The organism is Paraburkholderia sp. BR10141, from assembly GCF_056155635.1.
On the sequence record NZ_JBMIQH010000002.1, the window covers coordinates 175,479 to 196,425 of the forward strand.

The 20,947-nt window shown below is 64.5% G+C and carries 23 protein-coding genes and 1 pseudogene; 17 read left to right on the plus strand and 7 right to left on the minus strand.

Annotated elements, in window-relative coordinates; translation table 11 throughout:
• Positions 1 to 3: 3 nt before the first annotated feature.
• On the minus strand, positions 4 to 912 hold the full coding sequence (locus ACOJB8_RS03335; protein ID WP_475011032.1) for a LysR family transcriptional regulator: 909 nt from the start codon (positions 910 to 912) through the stop codon (positions 4 to 6).
• A gap of 107 nt (positions 913 to 1,019) precedes the next feature.
• Between ACOJB8_RS03335 and mdlC the strand changes: the two genes are divergently transcribed.
• The 5 genes from mdlC (at position 1,020) to ACOJB8_RS03360 (ending at position 7,911) form a co-directional block, all read left to right on the plus strand.
• Positions 1,020 to 2,672, plus strand: coding sequence for a benzoylformate decarboxylase (mdlC, locus tag ACOJB8_RS03340; protein ID WP_475011033.1), 1,653 nt, complete (start codon positions 1,020 to 1,022; stop codon positions 2,670 to 2,672).
• Between the two features lie 49 nt (positions 2,673 to 2,721).
• Entirely contained in the window at positions 2,722 to 4,173 is a 1,452-nt protein-coding gene (locus ACOJB8_RS03345; protein ID WP_475011034.1) for an aldehyde dehydrogenase, read from the plus strand.
• Between the two features lie 9 nt (positions 4,174 to 4,182).
• Complete coding sequence (locus tag ACOJB8_RS03350) at positions 4,183 to 5,106, plus strand: ketopantoate reductase family protein (RefSeq protein ID WP_368619708.1); 924 nt, start codon at positions 4,183 to 4,185, stop codon at positions 5,104 to 5,106.
• Between the two features lie 73 nt (positions 5,107 to 5,179).
• A complete protein-coding gene (locus ACOJB8_RS03355) occupies positions 5,180 to 6,577 on the plus strand; it encodes an MFS transporter (RefSeq protein WP_475011035.1) in 1,398 nt (465 codons plus the stop codon).
• Positions 6,578 to 6,774: 197 nt separating this feature from the next.
• A complete protein-coding gene (locus tag ACOJB8_RS03360; RefSeq protein WP_368683328.1) occupies positions 6,775 to 7,911 on the plus strand; it encodes a porin in 1,137 nt (378 codons plus the stop codon).
• Between the two features lie 80 nt (positions 7,912 to 7,991).
• On the opposite strand, the gene ACOJB8_RS03365 is transcribed toward ACOJB8_RS03360, so the two are convergent.
• Positions 7,992 to 9,140, minus strand: coding sequence for a branched-chain amino acid ABC transporter substrate-binding protein (locus ACOJB8_RS03365; protein WP_368619705.1), 1,149 nt, complete (start codon positions 9,138 to 9,140; stop codon positions 7,992 to 7,994).
• Between the two features lie 388 nt (positions 9,141 to 9,528).
• Here ACOJB8_RS03365 and ACOJB8_RS03370 point away from each other — a divergent pair, with 388 nt between their 5' ends.
• On the plus strand, positions 9,529 to 10,371 hold the full coding sequence (locus ACOJB8_RS03370; protein ID WP_475011036.1) for an intradiol ring-cleavage dioxygenase: 843 nt from the start codon (positions 9,529 to 9,531) through the stop codon (positions 10,369 to 10,371).
• Between the two features lie 68 nt (positions 10,372 to 10,439).
• A complete protein-coding gene (locus ACOJB8_RS03375; protein WP_475011037.1) occupies positions 10,440 to 10,934 on the plus strand; it encodes a methyltransferase domain-containing protein in 495 nt (164 codons plus the stop codon).
• A 174-nt stretch (positions 10,935 to 11,108) separates the two neighbouring features.
• On the opposite strand, the gene ACOJB8_RS03380 is transcribed toward ACOJB8_RS03375, so the two are convergent.
• Positions 11,109 to 11,411, minus strand: a complete 303-nt coding sequence (locus ACOJB8_RS03380) for a DUF4148 domain-containing protein (protein WP_342949351.1) — start codon at positions 11,409 to 11,411, stop codon at positions 11,109 to 11,111.
• A 275-nt stretch (positions 11,412 to 11,686) separates the two neighbouring features.
• Complete coding sequence (locus ACOJB8_RS03385) at positions 11,687 to 12,061, minus strand: BON domain-containing protein (RefSeq protein WP_475011038.1); 375 nt, start codon at positions 12,059 to 12,061, stop codon at positions 11,687 to 11,689.
• 129 nt (positions 12,062 to 12,190) lie between these two features.
• On the opposite strand from ACOJB8_RS03385, the gene ACOJB8_RS03390 reads away from it, so the two are divergent.
• The 5 genes from ACOJB8_RS03390 to rpsU all read left to right on the plus strand — a co-directional run bounded on the left by ACOJB8_RS03390 (position 12,191) and on the right by rpsU (position 14,339).
• Positions 12,191 to 12,370 carry a hypothetical protein gene (locus ACOJB8_RS03390; RefSeq protein WP_475011039.1) on the plus strand — a complete coding sequence of 60 codons (180 nt, stop codon included), beginning with the start codon at positions 12,191 to 12,193 and terminating at the stop codon, positions 12,368 to 12,370.
• Positions 12,371 to 12,535: 165 nt separating this feature from the next.
• Positions 12,536 to 12,739 (plus strand): cold-shock protein, encoded by a 204-nt coding sequence (locus tag ACOJB8_RS03395; RefSeq protein ID WP_091997204.1) that lies wholly within the window; start codon positions 12,536 to 12,538, stop codon positions 12,737 to 12,739.
• 278 nt (positions 12,740 to 13,017) lie between these two features.
• Complete coding sequence (locus ACOJB8_RS03400) at positions 13,018 to 13,242, plus strand: hypothetical protein (protein ID WP_368602836.1); 225 nt, start codon at positions 13,018 to 13,020, stop codon at positions 13,240 to 13,242.
• Positions 13,243 to 13,755: 513 nt separating this feature from the next.
• Positions 13,756 to 14,022: a translation initiation factor IF-1 gene (gene infA, locus ACOJB8_RS03405; protein WP_083245150.1), complete on the plus strand. Its 267-nt coding sequence runs from the start codon at positions 13,756 to 13,758 to the stop codon at positions 14,020 to 14,022.
• A gap of 104 nt (positions 14,023 to 14,126) precedes the next feature.
• The gene (rpsU, locus tag ACOJB8_RS03410) at positions 14,127 to 14,339 is read left to right on the plus strand and encodes a 30S ribosomal protein S21 (protein ID WP_475011040.1); all 213 of its coding nucleotides are present in this window, start codon (positions 14,127 to 14,129) and stop codon (positions 14,337 to 14,339) included.
• A gap of 12 nt (positions 14,340 to 14,351) precedes the next feature.
• Here rpsU and ACOJB8_RS03415 read toward each other — a convergent pair.
• Positions 14,352 to 14,834, minus strand: a pseudogene (locus ACOJB8_RS03415) (substrate binding domain-containing protein); the annotation flags it as partial.
• 88 nt (positions 14,835 to 14,922) lie between these two features.
• Here ACOJB8_RS03415 and ACOJB8_RS03420 point away from each other — a divergent pair.
• Positions 14,923 to 15,213: a hypothetical protein gene (locus ACOJB8_RS03420; RefSeq protein WP_475011041.1), complete on the plus strand. Its 291-nt coding sequence runs from the start codon at positions 14,923 to 14,925 to the stop codon at positions 15,211 to 15,213.
• Entirely contained in the window at positions 15,189 to 15,494 is a 306-nt protein-coding gene (locus tag ACOJB8_RS03425) for a hypothetical protein (RefSeq protein ID WP_475011042.1), read from the plus strand. Before ACOJB8_RS03420 ends, ACOJB8_RS03425 begins: the two co-directional genes overlap by 25 nt.
• Positions 15,495 to 15,527: 33 nt before the next feature.
• Here the strand turns inward: ACOJB8_RS03425 and ACOJB8_RS03430 are convergent, their stop codons facing one another.
• A complete protein-coding gene (locus ACOJB8_RS03430; protein WP_069263012.1) occupies positions 15,528 to 15,818 on the minus strand; it encodes a hypothetical protein in 291 nt (96 codons plus the stop codon).
• Positions 15,819 to 16,051: 233 nt separating this feature from the next.
• Between ACOJB8_RS03430 and ACOJB8_RS03435 the strand changes: the two genes are divergently transcribed.
• Together ACOJB8_RS03435 and ACOJB8_RS03440 are read left to right on the plus strand one after the other, a co-directional pair.
• Positions 16,052 to 17,485 (plus strand): DEAD/DEAH box helicase, encoded by a 1,434-nt coding sequence (locus tag ACOJB8_RS03435; RefSeq protein WP_475011043.1) that lies wholly within the window; start codon positions 16,052 to 16,054, stop codon positions 17,483 to 17,485.
• Between the two features lie 412 nt (positions 17,486 to 17,897).
• Positions 17,898 to 18,773 carry a LysR family transcriptional regulator gene (locus ACOJB8_RS03440; protein WP_368729349.1) on the plus strand — a complete coding sequence of 292 codons (876 nt, stop codon included), beginning with the start codon at positions 17,898 to 17,900 and terminating at the stop codon, positions 18,771 to 18,773.
• A gap of 345 nt (positions 18,774 to 19,118) precedes the next feature.
• Here ACOJB8_RS03440 and ACOJB8_RS03445 read toward each other — a convergent pair whose 3' ends face one another.
• A complete protein-coding gene (locus ACOJB8_RS03445; RefSeq protein WP_475011044.1) occupies positions 19,119 to 20,330 on the minus strand; it encodes a polysaccharide pyruvyl transferase family protein in 1,212 nt (403 codons plus the stop codon).
• Between the two features lie 176 nt (positions 20,331 to 20,506).
• Here ACOJB8_RS03445 and ACOJB8_RS03450 point away from each other — a divergent pair, with 176 nt between their 5' ends.
• Positions 20,507 to 20,932, plus strand: coding sequence for a Fur family transcriptional regulator (locus ACOJB8_RS03450; protein WP_069263017.1), 426 nt, complete (start codon positions 20,507 to 20,509; stop codon positions 20,930 to 20,932).
• Positions 20,933 to 20,947 lie beyond the last annotated feature (15 nt).

Below are 20,947 nucleotides of genomic sequence, written 5' to 3' on the forward strand. Positions count from 1 at the left end.
CCGTTAGTGCGGCACCGCCGTCAACGTGCGCAACTGCTCCAGCAGCTTCACCGCCGGGCTCGGCAGAATGCCGTGGCGCCGGCGAAACGCGGTGAGCGTGCGCCGGCCCTCGACTCCCGGCATGTCGAGCGTATCGAACACACCCGCCTTGCTTTCCGTGAGGTACATCGTCGATGCCATCCAGCTCAGGAACCCCGAGCGGGCCACGAGGCTCTTGAGCGCCGTGATCGAGCGCGTCTGCACCACCACGTTCGGCAGGCCCAGCCCGTGCGCCGCGAAGACCTGCTCCATGTGCTCGAACGGCGCAGTGCCGCGCGGCGGAATCGCCCATTGTTCGTTCAGGGTGTCCGCGAGCGCGACGTCGGGTTTCGCGCGCAACGGATGATCGTGCGCCGCCACCACATAGCTGGAATCCTCCCAGCGGCAATCGCCGATCGCTGCGATTTCGTCGGTATCGGGCACGGCCATGCTGAGCGCGAGATCGATCTCGCGTTTGACGAGCGCATCGGCGAGCCGGTCCCACACGCCTTCGAGAATCTCGACGCGCAGCCCGGGCCAGCGCCGCAGCACGCCGCTCACGGCGAGCGGTAGCACGAGGCTCGCAATGCTGCCCACCGCCCCCACGCGGATCGTGCCGCGCGCTAGGCCGCGCATGGCGTCGATTTCCTCGCGCGCCTGCTCCGCTTCGCGCTGCAGCAGGATGGCGTGCGGCAGGAGCGCTTCGCCCACGGCGGTGAGGTGCATGCCGCGAGAATGCCACTCGAACAGCGGCGCGCCCACTTGCTCTTCGAGGCGGCGGATCGCGCGCGAGAGCGCGGGCTGGGTCACGTGCAGCGTTTCCGCCGCGCGCCCGAGACTGCCCGCCGAGACGATGGTCGCGAACGCCTGGAGTTGCTGGAGGTTGTAAGTCATGCCTAAAGGTAATGGCTTTTGGCGAAATCCGCAATTTTCGGTTACCCGTAGCGTCGCGATAATGATCCTCCATTGAACGACGCGCTTTTTTCGACAGGAGGCCTTGGATGACTGGCAGCGCGCCTCAGCAGAACCAGCAGAAGCGGGACACCACGGCACCCGGCGGCCCCGGCCGTGCCTATACCGTGCGCGACGCGGTCATCGACTTCGCCCGCCGCGTGGGCATGACCTCGGTCTTCGCCAACCCCGGCTCGACCGAGCTGCCCATGTTCCGCGACTTCCCCGCCGACTTCCGCTACGTGCTCGGCCTCCAGGAAGCGGTCGTGGTCGGCATGGCCGACGGCTATGCGCAGGCCACCGGCAATGCGGCGCTCGTGAACCTGCACTCGGCGGCGGGCGTGGGCAACGCCATGGGCAACCTCTTCACGGCGTTTCGCAACCGCACGCCGCTCGTCGTCACGGCGGGCCAGCAGGCGCGTTCGATCCTGCCGTTCGATCCGTTTCTCGCGGCCAGCCAGGCCACCGAGCTGCCCAAGCCCTATGTGAAGTGGAGCATCGAGCCGGCGCGCGCGCAGGACGTGCCGCTCGCCATTGCACGCGCTTATGCGATCGCCATGCAGGAGCCGCGCGGCCCGGTGTTCGTGTCGATTCCCGTGGACGACTGGGACCAGCCGGCCGAACGCGTGCCCGAGCGCGCGCTCGCGCACACCACGCGTCCCGAGCCCGCGATGCTGGCGAACATCGGCGTGGCGCTAGACGCGTGTGCGCGCCCCGTCTTCGTGGTGGGCGGCGCGGTGGATCGCGCGGGCGCGGCCGACGACGTGGTCCGGCTCGCGGAGCGCCATCGTGCGCGCGTGTTCGTCGCCCCCATGACGGGCCGTTGCAGCTTTCCGGAAAAGCATCCGCTGTTCGCGGGCTTTCTGCCGGCCATGCGCGAGCGCATCGTCGAGTTGCTCGGCGGCCACGATCTCGTGTTCGCGATCGGCGCGCCGGCTTTCACCTATCACGTGGAGGGCCACGGGCCGCACGTGCCGCCGGGCGCCGCGCTGTACCAGTTGATCGACGATCCGAACACCGCCGCGTGGACGCCCGAGGGCATGGCCGCCGTGGGCAATGTGAGGCTGGGCGTGCTGGATCTGCTGGAGCGGCCCGCGCCGGCCGTCGAGCGTGCGATGCCCGCGCGGCGCGCCGTGCCGCCGCGCGCCGTGCCGCCGGCTGCGCCGGGCGAGCGCATGTCGGTCGCCTACGCGCTGCAAACGCTCGCCGAAGTGCGCGACGCGGGCACGACCGTCGTCGAGGAAGCGCCCAGCTCGCGCCGGGTGATGCAAGCGTACCTGCCCTACGAGCGCCCCGGCACCTTCCTCACGATGGACAGCGGCGGCCTGGGCTACGGCATGCCCGCCGCCGTGGGCGTGGCGCTCGCGAAGCCCGGCGAACGCGTGATCGCGCTGGTCGGCGACGGCTCCAGCATGTACTCGATCCAGGCGATCTGGAGCGCGGTGCAGCTCGAGCTGCCGATTACCTTCGTCATCCTGAACAACACGCGCTACGCAGCGCTACAGGACTTCGCGCCGGTGTTCGGCTTCGCGCCGACCGACCCGGTGCAGGGCACCGACCTGCCGGGGCTGGATTTCGTCACGCTGGCCGCGGGCATGGGCTGCCCCGGCGTGCGTGTGAGCGAGGCGGGGCCGTTGCGCGATACGCTTGGCCGCGCGCTGGCCGGGCAGGGCCCGAAGCTGGTCGAGCTGCTCGTCGCCTGAACGGTGCGTGCGCAACCTGTCGAATTCACGTAAAGCGAGGAAAAAGGACATGCAAACCGTAACGATGCTGATCGACGGCGAAGCGGTGCAGGCACGCAACGGGGCGACGTTCGAGCGCCGCAATCCGCTCGACGGCACGGTGGCGAGCCGCGCGCCCGCGGGCACGGTGGAAGACGCAGTCGCGGCGGTCGATGCGGCGGCGGCCGCCTTCCCGGTATGGTCGGCCATGGGCCCGAGCGAACGCCGCGTGCTGCTCACGAAGGCCGCGCACGCGCTCGAAGCCAAAGCCGAAGCGTTCGCCGCCGCGATGGCCGCGGAAACCGGTGCATCGGGTATCTGGGCGGGCTTCAATGTGCATCTCGCGGCAGCCGGCCTGATCGAGGCCGCCGCGCTCACCACGCAGATCGGCGGCGAGCTGATTCCCTCCGACGTGCCCGGCAGCCTCGCCATGGGCGTGCGCCAGCCGGCGGGCGTCGTGCTCGGCCTCGCGCCCTGGAATGCCCCCGTGATCCTCGCGGTGCGCGCTATCGCGTTGCCGCTCGCGTGCGGCAATACCGTCGTGCTCAAGGGCTCGGAGATTTGCCCGGCCACGCACGGTCTCATCATTGCGGCGATGCAGGAGGCGGGCCTGCCGCGCGGCACCGTCAACTTCGTGACGAACGCGCCCGCCGACGCGGCGCGCGTGGTCGAAGCCATGATCGCGCACCCGAAAGTGCGCCGCGTGAACTTCACGGGCTCCACGCGCGTGGGCCGCATCATCGCCGAAACCTGTGCGCGCTATCTGAAGCCTTCGGTGCTCGAGTTGGGCGGCAAGGCGCCGCTCGTCGTGCTCGACGATGCCGATATCGAAGCGGCGGCGCACGCGGCCGCGTTTGGCGCGTTCGCCAATTCCGGGCAGATCTGCATGTCGACGGAGCGCATCATCGTCGATGAAAGCATTGCCGACGCCTTCGTCGCGCGTCTGGGCGAGCGCGCCCGCGCGCTGCCGCTCGGCGATCCGCGCAAGGGCCCGGTCGTGCTCGGATCGGTGGTGGACATGAGCACCGTGGAGCGCTGCAACGCGCTGATCGACGACGCGCTCGCCAAAGGCGCGACGCTCGTATGCGGCGGCAAGGCCGAAACCACGCTGATGCCCGCCACGCTGCTCGACCATGTCACGCCCGGGATGCGCGTCTATCACGACGAATCGTTCGGTCCCGTAAAAGGCATCGTGCGTGTGCGTGGCGAGGACGCCGCGATTGCCTGCGCGAACGACAACGCGTACGGGCTTTCGTCGGCGGTCTTCACCCGCGATACGGCGCGTGCATGGCGCGTCGCACAGCGCATCGAGTCGGGCATCTGCCACATCAACGGGCCGACCGTGCACGACGAAGCGCAGATGCCGTTCGGCGGCGTGAAGGAGAGCGGCTTTGGGCGCTTCGGCGGCAAGGCGGGCATTGCCGAATTCACCGAACTGCGCTGGATCACGATGCAGACCGCGCCGCGCCACTATCCGTTCTAAGGGCGCGCCATGCATATCGCCATACTCGGCGCGGGCGCAATGGGCTCGCTGTTCGGCGGTCTGCTCGCCGTTGCGGGCCATCGCGTCACGCTGCTCGACGTCGACGACGCTCACTTGAACGCGATCAACGAAGCCGGTCTGCGGCTCACGACCGATGCGGGCGAGCGCGTCGTCGCGAATCTCGAAGCGTTGCGCCCGGAGGCGGCGACCACGCCGGCCGATCTGTTGATCGTCTTCACCAAGACGCTGCACACGCAGGCGGCGCTCGGCGCGGCGCACGCCGTGCTCGGGCCGCAAACTGCGCTGCTGTCGCTGCAGAACGGCCTCGGCAACGCCGAGCGTCTCGCACAGTTCGCGGACCCGGCTCGCGTGATGATAGGCGTGACGACCTGGCCCGCCGACAAGAACGGCCCTGGCCGCGTGAGTTCGCACGGCCAGGGCGTGATCCGCCTGATGAGCGCGGACGGCGCGCATTCGCCGATGCTTTCCCGCACGGTCCAAGCGCTCAACGACGCCGGACTCGCCTGCAGCGCGGACGCCGATGTCTGGGCCGCGATCTGGGAAAAAGTCGCGTTCAACACGGCGCTCAACAGCCTGTGCGCGGTGACGGGCTGCACCGTCGGCGAGCTCACGAACGCGCCGGACGGCGAAGCGCTCGCGCTCAAGATCGTCGCAGAAGTCGCGGCGGTGGCGCATGCGCACGGCGTGGCCGTGAACGAGGCGCATGTGGCCGACAACGTGCGGCACGCGCTCGCGCATCACCGCGCGCATCGGCCTTCGATGCTCCAGGACGTGATCGCCGGGCGCAAGACCGAGATCGAGGCCATCAACGGCGCGGTCGTCGAGGCGGCGGGCATGCGTGCTATCGCCGTGCCATATACGACAGCGCTGCTGCATCTCGTGCGCCTCGTCGATGCAAAGGATTCCGTATGAAATAGCAGTCAACGTCGCACCACCATGACAAACGAATGACTGCGCGTCCACAGCGCAGCAAAGGAGACAATTCATGACTTATGCCACGCCCGCCCCCGCCTCGGGAGCGACCCCGCGCGAGAGCGACGCCATCGCCGGCGGCACGGTCGATATCGGCCGCACGCTCGACGAAGGCGCGTATTCCACGCTGCAGAAGTTCGCCGTGGTGCTGGCGGCCTTGTCGATCGTCGTCGACGGCTTCGACAGCCAGTTGATCGGCTTCGCGATTCCGGTGCTGATCAAGGAGTGGGGCATCACGCGCAATGCGTTCGCCCCCGTGGTGGCGGCGGGGCTGATCGGCATGGGCTTCGGCAGCGCATTCGCCGGCCTGTTCGCGGATCGCTTCGGACGCCGCTGGGCCGTGGTGGGCAGCGTGCTCGTGTTCGGCACGGCGACCTGCGCGATCGGCCTCGCGCCGAACGTGGAGGCCATCGCCGCGCTGCGCTTCATAGCAGGCTTTGGCATTGGCGGCGCGCTGCCGAGTTCGACGACGATGACAGCCGAATTCACGCCCGCGCGCTTTCGCACCTTCGCGGTGACGGCAACCATCGTGTGCGTGCCGCTCGGCGGCATGCTGGCGGGCATTTTCGCGGCGCAAGTGCTGCCGGTGTACGGCTGGCGCGGGCTCTTTTTCGCTGGCGGCGTGCTGCCCCTCGTGCTCGCGCTCGTGCTGCTCGTGGCGCTGCCCGAGTCTCCCCGCTTTCTCGCACGCCGGCCGAAGCGCTGGCCCGAACTCGTGCGCCTGCTCGGCCGCATGGCGCGCGAGGTTGCGCCGGACGCGGTGTTCACCGACGTGCGCGAGCAAAGCGCCGAAAAGCACGTGGGCTTCACGGCGCTCTTTCGCGACGGCCGCGCACGCGACACCGTGGCGATCTGGTGGGCGTTCTTCATGTGCCTGCTCGCCGTGTACAGCGCATTCAGCTGGCTGCCCGCCATGCTGACGAGCGAAGGTCTGAGCGTCTCGCTCGCCGGCTACGGGCTGAGCGCGTACAACCTGGGCGGCGTGATCGGCGCGTTGCTGTGCGCGCTCGCCATTGCGCGCTTCGGCTCGCGCGGGCCGCTCCTGCTGTGCTGCGCGGGCGGCGCGGCGAGCGCCTGGGTGATGCTCGGCGTGGGCGCGACCCAGCACACGGGCTTGCTCATTGCGGGTCTCGGCCTGCACGGCCTCTTCGTCAACGCGGTGCAATCGACCATGTACGCGCTGTGCGCCTACGTCTACCCAACGGGCGTGCGCGCGACGGGCACGGCCTCGGCGCTGGCATTCGGCCGCGTGGGCGCGATCCTGAGCGCGTTTGCCGGCGCGGTGGTGATTACCGCAGGCGGCGCGGCAGGCTATCTGACGATGCTCGGCGCAGCCATGGCGCTGGTGCTGATCGCGCTGGCCGTGGTGGGCCGTCATATCCCGAAGCGCGCGGGACAGCAGCGGATTTGATCCGTTCCTGAGACTGGACGATGGCGCGGGCCTGCGCCATCGCGTTCGGTCGGTCAGTGCATTCAATCAAGAGTACTAAAAAACGACGCACGACAAGGCGGCGTGGCTGTGTGTCGCCCTCTCACGCGTCGAATCGAAAACAACGTCCGGCTGGCGGCAAGTCCGCGAGACCGGAACACCAGGAGAACACGGAGATCATGAAACTTCGGATCGCAGCAGGGCTGGTCTGCGCTGGCCTCAGCGCGTCGGCGTTCGCGCAGGGCAGCGTTACGCTTTACGGCATCGTCGATACCGGCATTGAATATGTTTCACACGCGAACGCGGCGGGCGACAGCGTGGTGCGCATGCCCGGCATTACGGGCGAAATGCCCTCGCGCTGGGGCGTGCGCGGCAGCGAGGGGCTGGGCGGAGGGTGGTCCACGATTTTCGCCTTGGAGAGCGGCTTCAACATGCGCGGCGGCACGTTGAATCAGGGCGGCCGGCTGTTCGGGCGCCAGGCGTGGGTGGGCATGAGCAGCCCCTATGGCAGCCTGACGTTCGGGCGTCAGTACACCATGACGTTCTGGGCGATCGCCGACGCCGATCTGCTCGGACCGGACATCTACGGCGGCACCGCTTCGTTCGACCAGTACCTGCCGAGTTCGCGCAGCGACAACACGATCGTCTACAAAGGCAGCTACGGCGGCTTCACGCTCGGCGCGACGTGGTCATTCGGGCGCGATTCGGCCGGCACCGGCAATTCGCCGGGCCAGGGCACCTGCGCGGGGCCCGTGCCGGGCAGTTCGCAGTCTTGCCGCGAATGGTCGGCGATGCTGCGCTACGACCGCAATGGCTACGGCGTCGCCGCTGCCTATGACGAACAACGCGGCGGCCCAGGCGCGGCGGCGAACCTCTACGACGGCACGCCGACTTTCGCACTGACGAACCCGGGCGACACCGACGTGCGCATCCAGCTCAACGGCTACGGCCATGTCGGCGCGCTGCGCATCGGCGGCGGCTGGCTGGGCAGGCGCGTCGACACGGTGTCGGCTGAAACGCCCAACGTGCATTCGGACCAGTTCTATCTCACGGCGCAGTATCCGGTGACGGCGGCCTTTATCGTCGACGGCGGCGTGTACCGCATCGTCAATAGCGACCACGACACGCGCGGCACGATTGCGGCGCTGCGCACCACGTATCAGCTGTCCAAGCGATCAGCCGTTTATCTGCAGGGCGCGTATTTGTGGAACAGCGCGAAGGCGGCCTACACGGTGAGCCAGGGTGGCGGCGGCACGACGCCCGCACCGGGAGCGGGGCAACTGGGGATCATGGCGGGTATCCGGCATAGCTTCTAGGTATGCGGCTGCCGGTGGCGTTGCAAACCCTCGCGTTGCACGCGGCCCTCGCCTGAACGAGGCGAGGGCCGCGTGGGCGATCAGAGACCGCTTACCGTCTTGACCGTCACCCACTGGCCGTTTTTCACCTGATAGACCGTGGACGAACCGTTCTTGAGCGAGCCATTCGCGTTGTACGCGATATGGCCGGTAATGCCGTCGAAGGCGATGCTTTGCATTTTCGCGCGATAGTCGTCGGGCTTGGTCGAATTGGCGGCCTGCATCGCCTTGATGGCGGCCCACGCCGCGTCGTAGCCGAACGGCGCATAAGAGAGCACGTCGACGCCATACTTCTGCTTGAAGCGGTCGGCGAACTTCGCGCCGACCGGCGTGCTGTCGAGCGGCCGGCCATACTCCCACGCCATGGCGCCTTCGGACACGTCGCCCGCGAGCTTGACGAAGTCCACATCCTTCACGCCGCCGCCGCCCACGTACTGCGCCTTGATGCCGAGCTGGGCCATCTGCTTCATGATGCCGGCCGCCTGCGGGTTGAGGGCGCCCACGAAAATCAGATCGGGGTTCTTGCTCTTGATGTTCGTGAGCTGCGTCTTGAAGTCCGTCGCCTGGTTCGTCGTGTACTCGCGGTCGACGATCTCGCCACCGTGCGCCTTGACGGCCTTCACGAATTCGTCGGCTTCGCCCTGGCCGAACGCCGTGCGGTCGTCGATGACGGCGATGCGCTTGGCCTTCGTCGTCGTGACTGCGTAGGCGCCCGCGGTGCCCGCGTTTTGCGCGTCGCTCGAGATCACCATGAAGATGTTCTTGAAGCCGCGGCCGCTGATGACCGGGTTCGTCGCGGCCGGATCGATGTCGGGCAGGCCCGCCTTTTCGTACAGCTCGGAAGCGGGAATGGTCGTGCCCGAGTTGAAGTGGCCGACGACGACCGAAACGCCTTCGTCGACGAGCTTTTGCGCGACCTGCACGCCCACGCGCGGGTCGGCCTGATCGTCTTCGGCAACGAGTTCGAACGAGACGGGCTGGCCGTTGATCTTGACGCCTTGCGCCTTGGCGTCGTCGAGGGCCATCTTGACGCCGTTTTCCAGGTCTTTGCCGTAATTCGCGTTCGGTCCGGTGAGCGGCGCGGCAAAGCCGATTTTAACGACGGTATCCGCGCGCGAGGCGAGCGGTGCAACAGCGAGAAGTGCTCCAACGGCAACTGCGATAGGGGTAAGAGTCTTCGCAAAACGCATGTTGTTTCCTTTGTCGGCAAGCATGGGTCTACTGCTGTGGCGTGCATACCGGCCAGGCTTGCCCGCTTCGCGCGGTTAGCGGCCGGCTCACGACTCTCTTGTTCGCGTCGACTGCGGGGTGGGCTCCTCCAGAATAGGCGTGGAATCGATCGAAGCGCCCCGCACGCAAGACGCCGGGGCGAGACGCTGAGAGCGACTATAGGAAGCCAATATCGCTTCGTCTTGACCGTTCACGACGGCTTCCATGCGCATTTCTGCATAGCCGGCCGAATCGGGGCAATCAGGGCAAGTACGCCCTGCCGGGGCGAAATAAGGCGTAATAGAAATGTAATCGACATCCGCGCGGGGTCCGGTAAAGTCCCGCCATCACGCGCAATGCAGCACAACAATGACATCACGCCTGTCACGACGAGAATTCATCAAACTGACGATCGCGGTCGGCACGACCGTTGCGGCCATTGAAACGAGCCCTGCGGCCTTCGCGAACGCCGCGCCTTGCCGGCTCACGCCCGAGCAGGAAGTCGGCCCTTACTGGATCGACGGCGGTCTCGTGCGCAGCAACGTCCGGGAGGGCAGACCGGGCGTGCCGTTGACGCTCGACATCGTGCTTACCGACGCGAGAACGTGCGCGCCGCTCGTAGGCGCGGCAGTCGACATATGGCAATGCGATGCGATGGGCGTCTACTCCGGCTACACGAAGATGGAACTTCCGCCCCCGCCCGATTTCGATCCGAAGGCGCCTGGCCGCCCGCCTGCGGGTCAGCCCCCTGGTCCGCCGCCCATGACGCCGCCCACGCTGCGGCCTACCGACCACCAGACCTTCCTGCGCGGCATTCAGCACACCGATCGCGCGGGCATCGTCACGTTCGAGACCATCGTGCCGGGCAACTATCCCGGGCGCACCAACCACATCCATTTCAAGGTCCGCACGGCACGCGCGTCACAACCGCAGCGCACGCATGTTTCGCATGTCGGCCAGGTCTTCTTGCCGGAATCGCTGATGGTGACGCTGATGCAACTCGATCCGTATCGCGGCCACGCGATCCAGCGCACCACGCAGAGCGAAGACCCGGTATTCGTCGATCAGTCCGGCTCGACGATGGTCGCAAGCGCGAGCCCCATTGCCGTTGATGGCCGCGTCACCGGGTTGCGTGCGCGCGTGAGCGCGGTGGTCGATCCCGATGCGCAGCCGCAGCCGCTCGAACCGCTTCCGGGGCCTCCCGCACGCTGATCCCGGCCGCGCCGGGCGCGGGGCGGCAATGCTGGCCCAGGCGCGCTGACAGACTTCTTGCATGCAACATGGGAGAAGCGATCGTGGGGGCGTTCGAGCGTGTCTTGATGCGAGCGTTCGGTCGACCCGAAGGCATCCTCGGCCGGCTCGGCGGCATGCTCATGGCAAAGATGAGCCAGCCGTGCGCGGCATGGGCTATCGGCCTCCTCGAGATTCGCGAACACGACCGGGTGCTTGAAATCGGGTTCGGGCCTGGCGCGGGTATTCAGCTTCTCGCCGCAGCGGCACCCTCCGGGCACATTGACGGCATCGATCCATCACAGGAAATGCTGGCGCAAGCCACAGCGCGGAATGCCGCTGCAATCGCCCGCGGCCGGGTCGGTCTGCGAATCGGCTCAGTGGAGCGGTTGCCATGCGAAGCCAGCACCTTCGCGCCCGGTTTCACTGCGTATTCGGGACAAAAGCCCGGCGGGTTGATCGGACGACTAACAGCCGCCGGCTTTGTCGAAGCGAAGCTTGTCGAAACCGAGAAGGCTTTTTGCGTGCTCGCTGTCAAACCATGAGCGAACAGGCAGGTAACGGCCATTCAGCAGGATCGCAGAACAAGCGTGTGCCTATTTCTTTCGCCTGCTCTTTTCGGGGTCCTGAAGGGTGCGAAGCGCATAGCACGACGCTCCATGCCGGCTCAGGAAGAGCCGGCATACACGCCATCGCGCGACCTCGTCAGACGAAAAAGCTTACGACCCGCCAAAGAACACCGGCTTCATCCCGGTCGGGCTGGCCGGATGGCCCATCTGCGACGAGCCGTTCATGGCAGGGCCGTAGCCGCTGCCCTGGCCGGCGGCACTAGCGTCGGCGGCCGGCATGCTGGAGGGAAAGTCGACGGTGTTCGCATTGGCCGGATTGAAGCCGGCTTGCTGAAGCTGTGCGATCTCGGCCTGTACTTGTGCGCGCGTCAGACCTCCATCCGACTGCGCCAACGAAGCAATTGGCACAGCCATGACGGCGACCGCGCAAACTGCGTGGACTAGCGTCTTCATAATGGTCCACCTCCGGGTTAGTGACACCGGCTCACACGTGCTGCAAACGGCCCGTTCATCCGAACCCTGGTTCGACCCCTTGCCAGACTTTGCAGCGCTCATACGTTATCGTTGTCCTCTGTTCCGATCGTTTGCGCGGGTGATCGTTTTGGCCTCCACCATTTGATGGAGGCTCTCGAAATGACGCGGCGGATCGTGTGGCCACGCGCGTCGAAGCAGGGATCGGCATTTCGATCCTTTCCCGAGATTGCCTGGATTGTTCGGGGGCGGATGGTCTAACGGCTGTTCCGCAAGGTCAGCTGATTCGTCACCGACCTGACTCCGCGCACCGATCTTGCCGTGTTGCCGGCGAGCGCGATCTGCCTGGACTCAGGCACCCATCCCGTGAGCGTCACGACGCCGAGGCGCGCCCTGACGCGAATCCCTGAAGCATCCAGGTTCGGCGTCCGCTCAAGGGCGCTGCGGACGTCACGAGTCACGGCACTGTCCGGCCTGTTCTGAAGCCGCGACGTCGAGTACGCCGCCCGATGCGCTGTCGCGCCAGCACCCGTGTTCTCACCTGTCTGCGCGCCAGCGTGGATCGAGCCACAACTCATGGAGACCGCAACCAGGATCGCGCAGATTTTGACGCTCACACCGCTCACTTTCATGCTCCCTTTCAGGCCAGCCCTTCGATTTCCCGCTATCTAGCCGCTCCATCACGGTAGAACGCGTCACTGGCGTCCACCATTTGCGAGAGTCCGGGCTGTTCGAGTGGATAATGCCCGGCGCTTTCGAGCATGACAACCTTCACCGGCACCCTCTGGATCCTCTCGAGGAACGGTTCGCTCGAGTGCAAGGGCGTCCAGCGGTCTGCTGCGCGCAATGCCACGCCAGGCAAGGGGCGCAGCAAGGTAGGGCCGCATCGTTTCGCCGGCAAAGCGGGCCGCCTCGTGAAACAGTTACAAGATAAGTATTGACGCTGGTCCATCCGGCAGGGTAACGTTCGCATCGAAGTTCAAGAAGTTCGATTGCTGTTCATCAATTGCTCGCGCCCCCGCGGTATTCGTTGTCCTCTCCCTCCTTGAAGCTTCACGCGCTCTTCAATAGAGCAATTTTTCGCATTTTTTTCTCAAGGATTCTTCATGGATACCGGCACCGTTAAGTGGTTCAACGACAGCAAAGGCTTTGGCTTCATCACCCCGGACAAGGGCGGTGACGACCTGTTCGCTCACTTCTCCGAAATCAGGAGCGAAGGCTTCAAGACGCTGGCTGAGAATCAGAAGGTGAGCTTCGAAACGAAGCAAGGCCCGAAGGGTCTGCAAGCGGCTAACATCAAGCCGCTGTAAAGTTGAAGGGCCCGGCCTCCTCAGACGGACGCCGGGTTGCAGCGACACCCTCGCGGAGCTTTGCCTCCCTCTGTTGGCGCGATCACTCCTGATTGGCATCTGTTTATTCAGCAGCTTGCCGGCGCCATACGCCTCGTTGCGCCTCATTCTCCCCTCAGGCTTTAACGCCCTTTTTTCGCTTTTCGACGGCTGAAGAATTCGGCTCGAATGGCTTTGAATCGGCGCGCCCGTGCGCGATTCGCACGGCATGTGCGCGCTCAAATATCATTAAAATTAAAATGCAGAACAAGCAAATTCAACATTACAACGGCTATGCCGTCCAATCCTCGGCGCATCGCTTGCCCGATGGTAGCTTTTCATCCAACCTGTCGCTCGAACTCATCGACGGCGAGCGAGCCGAAGGCCGCTACTCGTTCTATTCGCTCGATTACTTCAAGAGTGAAGAGCAAGCGTTGCAGCACTCGACCCAGTGGGCACGCAACTGGGTCGACACGCGCGGCTAAAGACGACACCAAAGTGCGAAACACTCAACGCCCCTGAAGCGCCAGGGCGGGTGCAGCAAAGCGCGCCCAATCATCACGCGGGACCCCGAACTGCGCGTCGTCGGCATGCGTCGCTGACAACACCCATTCCTTGTGGCCCCGCCGAGAGTGGCGGGATAAATAGCGGCCTTCGGTTACAATACAGGACTAGTTCGCTTCGCACAGCACCGACAAGACGCGTGTGGGTGAGTCGCGAGTCCTCCTTTGATTGATAGTCCAGCGATAACTGTGCTCGCTGGACTATACGCCCCGACGCGTATCGGTCCGGTATTGCGAGCCGCCGCGTTTTACCCATCCCCTCGCGTATCTCAGTCGCCGCCCGGACAGAGCGGTGACCATGACTTCCGGGACGCAAGGGCAGCCCGGCAATTTCATGCTCCCCATTGCCGCGCGAGCGCTTGTCGATCAACGCTCGCGACGTCTTCGCAATGCGGCGTCCGAACCCATGTCCCGCCAAATGATCAGGAATCTTGAATGGCCAAAGAAGAACTGCTGGAACTCGACGGTATCGTTGACGAAGTGCTGCCAGACAGCCGTTACCGCGTCACGCTCGACAATGGCGTGGTTGTAGGTGCGTACGCATCCGGTCGAATTCGCAAGAATCACATTCGCATCCTTGCGGGCGACCGGGTAACGCTGGAACTCTCGGTGTACGACCTGACGAAAGGACGAATCAATTTCCGGCATAAGGATGAGCGAAGCGGCGCCGCAACGCCAAGAACCCCATTTCGCCGTCGTTGACGGAGCGCGCGACCGTCGGCTGTGACCCTTACCTGTGCCACGACGCAGCGTGCACATCCATATCACGATTCGCCATGGCTGGTGGATCTCAACCAAGGAAAATAGTGACTACCGTAATTCTGAAACCCGACGAGCCCATGGAAGTTGCGTTGCGCCGTTTCCGTCGCTCGATCGAGCGCACCGGCCTGATTCCGGAGCTTCGTGCCCGGACACCCTATGAAAAACCTACCGCGGTACGCAAGCGCAAAAAGGCCGCTGCTGTGGCACGCCTGCGCAAGCAGATCAAACGGTCGTTGCCGCCGAAGAAGCGGTACTGACCGCACCGGCATCTACCTGTGCCGACTGCCCCGATCCCATGGTGGCACTCCGCTGAACGCATCGACGAGGAAATCGATCATGACGCGCACCCTGGCGCTCAGCTGTCGACGGCTCGGGTACATGGCGAGTATGTCGATCTCGGCCAGCCGATAATCCGGCAACACGTGAACGAGTTTACCGGCACGTAGATCGTCGCCGGTCAGGAATGTTGGTTGCCAGATCACGCCTTGGCCAGCGAGCGCTGCCAAGCGTGCCGTGTCGCCGTTATTGGCATGCATGTGGCAGTCGACCCTCACAGCGTGGGTCTTGCCGCAACGGTCGATGAGTTGCCACTCATCGCCGGTGGCCGCATAGGTGTACCCGATGCAGCGGTGCTGCATCAGGTCCGCCGGCATGGCCGGTTGTCCGAAGTGGGCCAGATACGCCGGCGACGCGCACAGGATGTTTTGCGATGTCGCCAGCTTGCGGGCTGCGTGGCTAGTGGAGCCGGCGCGAGGCGGCGCGACGAATGCCTTCAGACCTGGTGGAGACGCTCAAAGCGATTGGCATGTATCGCATGTTCGTACCCAGAGTCACGGCGGAATGGAACTGGATCTTCCGCAGGGGCTCAGGGTGATCGTCGAACTCGCAAAGATCGATGGGTCGTTGGGTTGGACCGCGATGATTGCCAGTGCAAGCGCGCTGATTGCCTCCCTGCTGAACATTCGGACCTATGATCAGGTGTACGAATCAGTTCCGGACGTCATACTCGCCGGGTCACCCCAGCCTGGGGGCACCGCACAGCCGGTGCCGGGTGGCTGGCGCGTAAGCGGGCGCTGGCCGTTCGCGAGCGGTTGTCAGCAGACCGAATGGATGTGTGTTTCGGCACGATGACGAAAGACGGAAAGCCGCTTCCCGGTCACGCTGGCGAAGACGGGCCGCCGCTGGTGCGCGGCTTCATTCTCCCGGCGTCCGAATGGCAGATCGAGGATACGTGGCACGTGGCAGGGCTCAAGGGTTGCGGCAGCCATCACATCGCGATCGCCGACAGGATCGTGCCGGAAAGCAACTTCTTCGATACCGAGAGCCGCGCGGTCCGAACATCAGCAGCGTGGGCGAGTCATCTCCCTGAATGCCTCATGAGCGCCCCCGGAGGGATCTGGCCCGATTCGTGAATATCGAAATCGCTGGCACGCAATGATGCGTGGTCAGGCAAGCACAACTTCCGCAAGGAACGTTGCGAAGTAGTCGTCGTCCAGCCATCCTGAAACATGCTTTGACGCTTCGATGCGCTGGATTTCGCTCTGTCCTTTATCCGTCAGGACGGCAATCTGTAAGGTGGGGAGGTACTTCGTACTGGGGGGAGGTTTCTGGTCTACGGTCTGGATCAAACCCTGTGCGCGAAGCAACGTGAAGATTGCCGGTCGCTTGTGCCACGGTATTTGTCGATGCAAAGCAAGTCGAAGAGCTTCTAGTACAGCGCCATTATTGAATTCCATGAGGATCCTTCTGGTGTTCGACTGAAACGTCCTGCTGGCTCTGGGTACCTACAGTAGCACATGAATGGGTTCTGTACGATGACACATAAAAACGAAACCTGTCATGTTCAGCGATGATGCCGGCGCGGCGCGCGGCGCCGCTACGTTATTCAGCGGCGTTCAGCATCGATCTTCCTGACCATCGAACCTGCGTGGTAACCGCTAAAATTACAGTTTTAGCCCGGAATACGCCGATGTCTTTTGCCTCGCTTGGCCTGATCGAACCCTTGCAGCGTAATGTGCAAGACCTCAATTACCAGACGCCGACGCCGGTGCAGGCCAAGGCGATTCCTGCCGTGCTCAGCGGCAAGGACGTCATGGCTGGGGCACAGACCGGTACCGGCAAAACGGCGGGTTTTGCGCTGCCCCTGTTGCAGCGGCTGGTGCAACACGGCCCGGCGGCGTCCAGCAACCGCGCGCGCGTTCTCGTGCTGGTGCCCACGCGTGAACTGGCCGAGCAAGTGCTGCAAAGCTTTATCGCTTACGGCAAAGGCCTCGACTTGCGATTTCTGGCCGCCTATGGCGGCGTGAGTATCAACCCGCAGATGATGAAGTTGCGCAAAGGCGTGGATGTGCTCGTTGCCACGCCGGGCCGTTTGCTCGATCTCAACCGCCAGAACGCCGTGCAGTTTGATCAGGTACAAACGCTGGTGCTGGATGAAGCCGACCGCATGCTGGATCTGGGCTTTGCGCGCGAACTCAACGCCGTCTTTGCTGCCTTGCCGGCTCAGCGGCAGACCCTGCTGTTCTCCGCGACGTTTACCGACGATATCCGCGCCATGGCGGCGGGCATTCTGCGCAGCCCGGTCAATATCAGCGTGAGCCCGCCCAATGCCACGGCCAGCAAGATCAAGCAGTGGGTGGTTCCGGTGGATAAAAGGAACAAGCCTGAGCTCTTCATGCACCTCGTGGCCGAGAACAACTGGGAGCACGCGCTGGTGTTCGTCAAAACCCGCAGTGGCGTGGATTATCTGGCGGCCATGCTGGATGAAGCGGGCTATGCGGTCGACACCATCCACGGCGACAAACCGCAACCGGCGCGACTGCGTGCGCTGGAGCGCTTCAAAACGGGCGAAGTCAATATGCTGGTGGCCACCGATGTGGCTGCGCGTGGGCTGGATATCGACGATCTGCCGTTGGTGATCAACGTCGATCTGCCGATCGTGGCGCAAGACTATGTGCACCGTATTGGCCGTACCGGCCGCGCGGGCGCCAGCGGCGTGGCGGTGTCGCTCGTGTGCGCCGATGAAGCGCCGCAACTGGCCGCGATTGAAGCGCTGATCCGGCAAACGCTGCCCCGCGAAGAAGAACCGGGCTTCGAAGCCGAACACCGCGTGCCGCAAACGAGCGCGACGGGCGAACTCATCAAGAAACCCAAAAAGCCCAAGAAGCCCAAAGTGCCCCATGCAGTGCCGGGCGCCATGCAGGTCGCCAGCAAAAAACCGCGACCGCAAAGTGGCGAGAGCAAGGGCAAGCCTGCGACGCAGCGCACTGTGGCCGCGGGTAAGGGCACAAGTTTCACGAGCGGTAGCCCATTCAGCGTGCAAAAGCCACGCAGCAAGCCAGCTGCGGATTCGCGCAAGCCGGCTGGCAAACCCGCTGGCGGCCGCGGCAAACGCCAACCCTGATCCTTGAGATGCGCAACGCCAGTCCTGGAACAGGCTGGCCACCGGCGCACTTTGGCGCAGGCGCGCACACAACCGTGCTCAAAGCGGCCAGTGCCTGCGAGAGACGACAGCGAAGCTTACGGCAATCGCACCCGTCGCCGCGCGAAGGCGGGCGTCGTGGGACACGTCGCCGAAGCGAGAACCGCGACTGCGCACTCTGCGCGAATCGGAGTGGCTGACCGGGGGCGTGTCGGATTCGCTGTCGACCGCCGTTTTACCGATGGCGTCGGTTTCAACGTCCGCCTTGGGGCCGTCAGCCGGCGAGGTTCGAATTGGCATTGCGGATGATTTTCGAGGGGGGCATGCACGTATTGAACTCCTCGCCCATCGATCAGTAAAATGAATGTTCTTACCAGTATGATTACTTTTCCGAATGGAACTGAAATTACTGAGGACGTTTCTGACGGTTACCGACCTGCGCCATTTCAGCCGCGCAGCGGATGCGTTGCACATGAGTCAGCCGGCACTCAGCAAGCAGATCGGCGCTTTGGAGGCGAGCCTCGGTGGCAGGCTGTTCGAACGCGGTCGGCACGGTGCGCAACTCACGCCGTTTGGCGAGACGTTCCTGTCCGATGCGCAGGCGCTCGTACGCGACGCGGATGAAATCCTGTTGCGCGCGCGAGAGGCAAGCAGCGGCCGGCACGGCCATTTGCGCCTCGGAATCTGCCTGTCCGTATTGACGATTGTGCCGAAGCTCATCGCCGATTTTCGAGAGCAGCATCCTGCCGTCTCCGTCACCCTGAGCGACCTGTCTTCCGCAGAGCAAACGCGCCGTCTGCTGGCGGGCAAGCTGGATGCCGGTTTCCTTCGCTTGCCTGCCGCGGATGGTCTGTCGTCATTCAAAGTCGTAGACGAGGGACTTGCGCTCGCATTGCCGCCACACCTTCCGTACACACGCCTCCCGGCGAATCTCGACGCGCTCAATGAAATCGGCTTCATCTCGCTGGTGCGTGCACGCGGGCCTGGGCTCGCTGCACAGATCGACCGGTGGTGCATCGAGCACCGCTTCGTGCCGAAGGTGACGCAGCAGGCCGAAGACATCCAGTCGGTCCTGACTTCGGTCGCCGCGGGAGTGGGCATTGCGTTCATTCCTTCTCGCGCACGACACCTGCTGCGGGATGCTACGGTACTGCCGCTTCATGGCAAAAACGCCAAGTGGCGCGTGGGACTCGCATGGCCTTCCATGCGGGAAAATCCGGTTACGGCGCGCTTTGTTGCATTCTTGCGCGCCGCAATGAAGAACGGTTAGTGGATGCGCGGCTGTTCCTGGAACTTGTGTACCAGGCCGACCCCTATGCCGCGCGTGTCGCTGCCGGGAGCCACCGTCAAGCCTGAGTAGGCGGTGCCGGAGAGCGTGTATTGCGCCTGATTCCGGTTCTGGAGAAAGCCGGCCGCTGTGTAGATTGAATGGTATTTTTTTACTTTCAATCGGACCGGGTAAACCAGTATCGAACCGTCGAATCGCGCACAGAAGCCGCAATTCGCCGGTCGATCTGTGCGCGAAAGGATTTGCGAATGGTTGTGCGAAAAATGGCGCGCTTATCTGACCGAGGGCAGTGTCGTCGTCCGCCGCCGCACCGATCTTTTGCACGGCCTATAGTCGATTCTCAGCAACCATAGTTTCGAATTCCTCCCGATAGCGCCGCGCGAGTGCCGATGCGGTTTCATGCAGTGATTCGCGATCGGTCGCGAGAGCATTGGCAACCGCATCGGCAAGATTGCCCAGATTCACAACGCCTGCGAGACCTGCCGCTTCCCATGTCCGCACATAAGCCGCATGCTTGCTTGCGTCGAGAGAATAATCAGGATGACTGATGTTGACGCGAGGAAGTGCATAGGCCATCGCGACGATGCGACCGTGCAGGCTGCTGCCGCAATAGATGCGGCTTCCTGCGATCAGCGCACAGATGTCCCAGACGTTCAGCGAGGCAAACACGCGAACGTGAACCGCGCGCAGTCGAGCCGCGAGCCGCTCGTACACCGCGAGGTCGTCATGCCAGGGGGCGGCGCCCGCGCGAAACAGCGCAATACCCAGGCCGTGCCCCCGCGCCGCGAGTTCGAATTGGGTGGCCAGCGTATCGAGCGTTGCATCGTCGCCGAAGTCAGCGCTGAATTGCGCGGCGACATATCCGCGTGGGAACGCCTGCCGCACGCAGGGCAGCGCGGAGTTGGCGGCGTGCCGGCGTATTGCCGTGCCGAACAGGGCCGCTGTCATCGTGGCGGGGTCCGGTATCAGGCGGGCTTCGATGCCCCGTTGGGCGAGCAGCGCCTGGGTTTGGCGGTCGCGCACGCTGACCGCATCCGCGGTTTGCAGCGCGGCGAGCACGTCGGCGCCCAACAGCGCATTGCGCGCATCGAGATCGACGCCTCCTGCCGCGTTGAACGAGAGATGCTTCACGCGCACGCCCGGCAATGCGGATTTCGACAGCACATACGGCGCGAGCGACGCCACGCCAACATGCTGGTGCGCCCACGCGCGTCCGTCGCGCAGCCAGTCGTCTTCCGCTGCGATGAGCGCAGGCACGCGCTGCGGCGAGGCGAGCATGACGGCGGCCTCCCAGGCATTGCAGGTCAGCAACTCGCCGCCTGCGTGAATCACGTTCACGGGGCGGCCGCGCGCGAAAGCGGCGATGCGCGCGAGTGCGACCGTGGCAGGGCCGCCATCGCCATGCGGATCGCGCGCGGCGAGCCCGGCGAACAGCAGTTCGCGGCGTGGCAGCATGCGCGCCGCCACCTGCGCGATCAGCAGGTCGCCGAAATTGTGCCGGTCGAAGGCGCCGAAGATCACAGTGGGCGTGGAAGCCATGCGCGCCTCAGATCGTGCTTCTGTTCAATAGCCGCCAGTCCCATACTCTCCCGTCCATACGGCGCCGCAGCATAAAGAAGTGGGGCCGCAAGTCGGGCCGCTTCCCATACTGACATAAGGAAACCTTAAGCATTCTCGAGGAAACTGTCGGCCTTGCCGACGTGTTTTCCCTGCGTATGAGAACGGTCTACTCCGAACTGAAGAGCGCGCGCCTGCGCCCTACATCCAGCCGCGTGGCCGTGCTGAAGGTATTTCATGAGGCGCCGCACGAGCATCTGACGGCTGACCAGGTCTTTCGCCGCATTGCAAAAGACGTGGAGCAATGCAGCCTGGCAAGCGTCTATCGCGCGCTTGCGCAACTGATGGAATCGTCGCTGCTCGACAGCACCTGGGTTGGCGAAACGCGCGTGGTGTACGAACTCGGGCGTGGTGCGCCGCACGCGCATCTCGTGTGCGAGAGCTGCAAGACCGTGGTGGACATCGACGAGCCGATGCTGCAGGAACAGCACGCCGCCATCGCTGCAGCGAAACGCTTTCGCTATACGCATTCGAGTCTCGTCGTGTTCGGGCTTTGCGCCCAGTGCGCCGCGGCTTCGTCGTGAACTCGCGCATTGCCG

Bases quoted from the DNA above. Each gene is read 5' to 3' on its own strand.
- ACOJB8_RS03335 (WP_475011032.1), bottom strand. From the start codon at position 912: ATGACTTACAACCTCCAGCAACTCCAGGCGTTCGCGACCATCGTCTCG.
- mdlC (WP_475011033.1), top strand. From the start codon at position 1,020: ATGACTGGCAGCGCGCCTCAGCAGAACCAGCAGAAGCGGGACACCACG.
- ACOJB8_RS03345 (WP_475011034.1), top strand. From the start codon at position 2,722: ATGCAAACCGTAACGATGCTGATCGACGGCGAAGCGGTGCAGGCACGC.
- ACOJB8_RS03350 (WP_368619708.1), top strand. From the start codon at position 4,183: ATGCATATCGCCATACTCGGCGCGGGCGCAATGGGCTCGCTGTTCGGC.
- ACOJB8_RS03355 (WP_475011035.1), top strand. From the start codon at position 5,180: ATGACTTATGCCACGCCCGCCCCCGCCTCGGGAGCGACCCCGCGCGAG.
- ACOJB8_RS03360 (WP_368683328.1), top strand. From the start codon at position 6,775: ATGAAACTTCGGATCGCAGCAGGGCTGGTCTGCGCTGGCCTCAGCGCG.
- ACOJB8_RS03365 (WP_368619705.1), bottom strand. From the start codon at position 9,140: ATGCGTTTTGCGAAGACTCTTACCCCTATCGCAGTTGCCGTTGGAGCA.
- ACOJB8_RS03370 (WP_475011036.1), top strand. From the start codon at position 9,529: ATGACATCACGCCTGTCACGACGAGAATTCATCAAACTGACGATCGCG.
- ACOJB8_RS03375 (WP_475011037.1), top strand. From the start codon at position 10,440: ATGGGAGAAGCGATCGTGGGGGCGTTCGAGCGTGTCTTGATGCGAGCG.
- ACOJB8_RS03380 (WP_342949351.1), bottom strand. From the start codon at position 11,411: ATGAAGACGCTAGTCCACGCAGTTTGCGCGGTCGCCGTCATGGCTGTG.
- ACOJB8_RS03385 (WP_475011038.1), bottom strand. From the start codon at position 12,061: ATGAAAGTGAGCGGTGTGAGCGTCAAAATCTGCGCGATCCTGGTTGCG.
- ACOJB8_RS03390 (WP_475011039.1), top strand. From the start codon at position 12,191: ATGACAACCTTCACCGGCACCCTCTGGATCCTCTCGAGGAACGGTTCG.
- ACOJB8_RS03395 (WP_091997204.1), top strand. From the start codon at position 12,536: ATGGATACCGGCACCGTTAAGTGGTTCAACGACAGCAAAGGCTTTGGC.
- ACOJB8_RS03400 (WP_368602836.1), top strand. From the start codon at position 13,018: ATGCAGAACAAGCAAATTCAACATTACAACGGCTATGCCGTCCAATCC.
- infA (WP_083245150.1), top strand. From the start codon at position 13,756: ATGGCCAAAGAAGAACTGCTGGAACTCGACGGTATCGTTGACGAAGTG.
- ACOJB8_RS03420 (WP_475011041.1), top strand. From the start codon at position 14,923: ATGGAACTGGATCTTCCGCAGGGGCTCAGGGTGATCGTCGAACTCGCA.
- ACOJB8_RS03425 (WP_475011042.1), top strand. From the start codon at position 15,189: ATGGATGTGTGTTTCGGCACGATGACGAAAGACGGAAAGCCGCTTCCC.
- ACOJB8_RS03430 (WP_069263012.1), bottom strand. From the start codon at position 15,818: ATGGAATTCAATAATGGCGCTGTACTAGAAGCTCTTCGACTTGCTTTG.
- ACOJB8_RS03435 (WP_475011043.1), top strand. From the start codon at position 16,052: ATGTCTTTTGCCTCGCTTGGCCTGATCGAACCCTTGCAGCGTAATGTG.
- ACOJB8_RS03440 (WP_368729349.1), top strand. From the start codon at position 17,898: ATGGAACTGAAATTACTGAGGACGTTTCTGACGGTTACCGACCTGCGC.
- ACOJB8_RS03445 (WP_475011044.1), bottom strand. From the start codon at position 20,330: ATGGCTTCCACGCCCACTGTGATCTTCGGCGCCTTCGACCGGCACAAT.
- ACOJB8_RS03450 (WP_069263017.1), top strand. From the start codon at position 20,507: ATGAGAACGGTCTACTCCGAACTGAAGAGCGCGCGCCTGCGCCCTACA.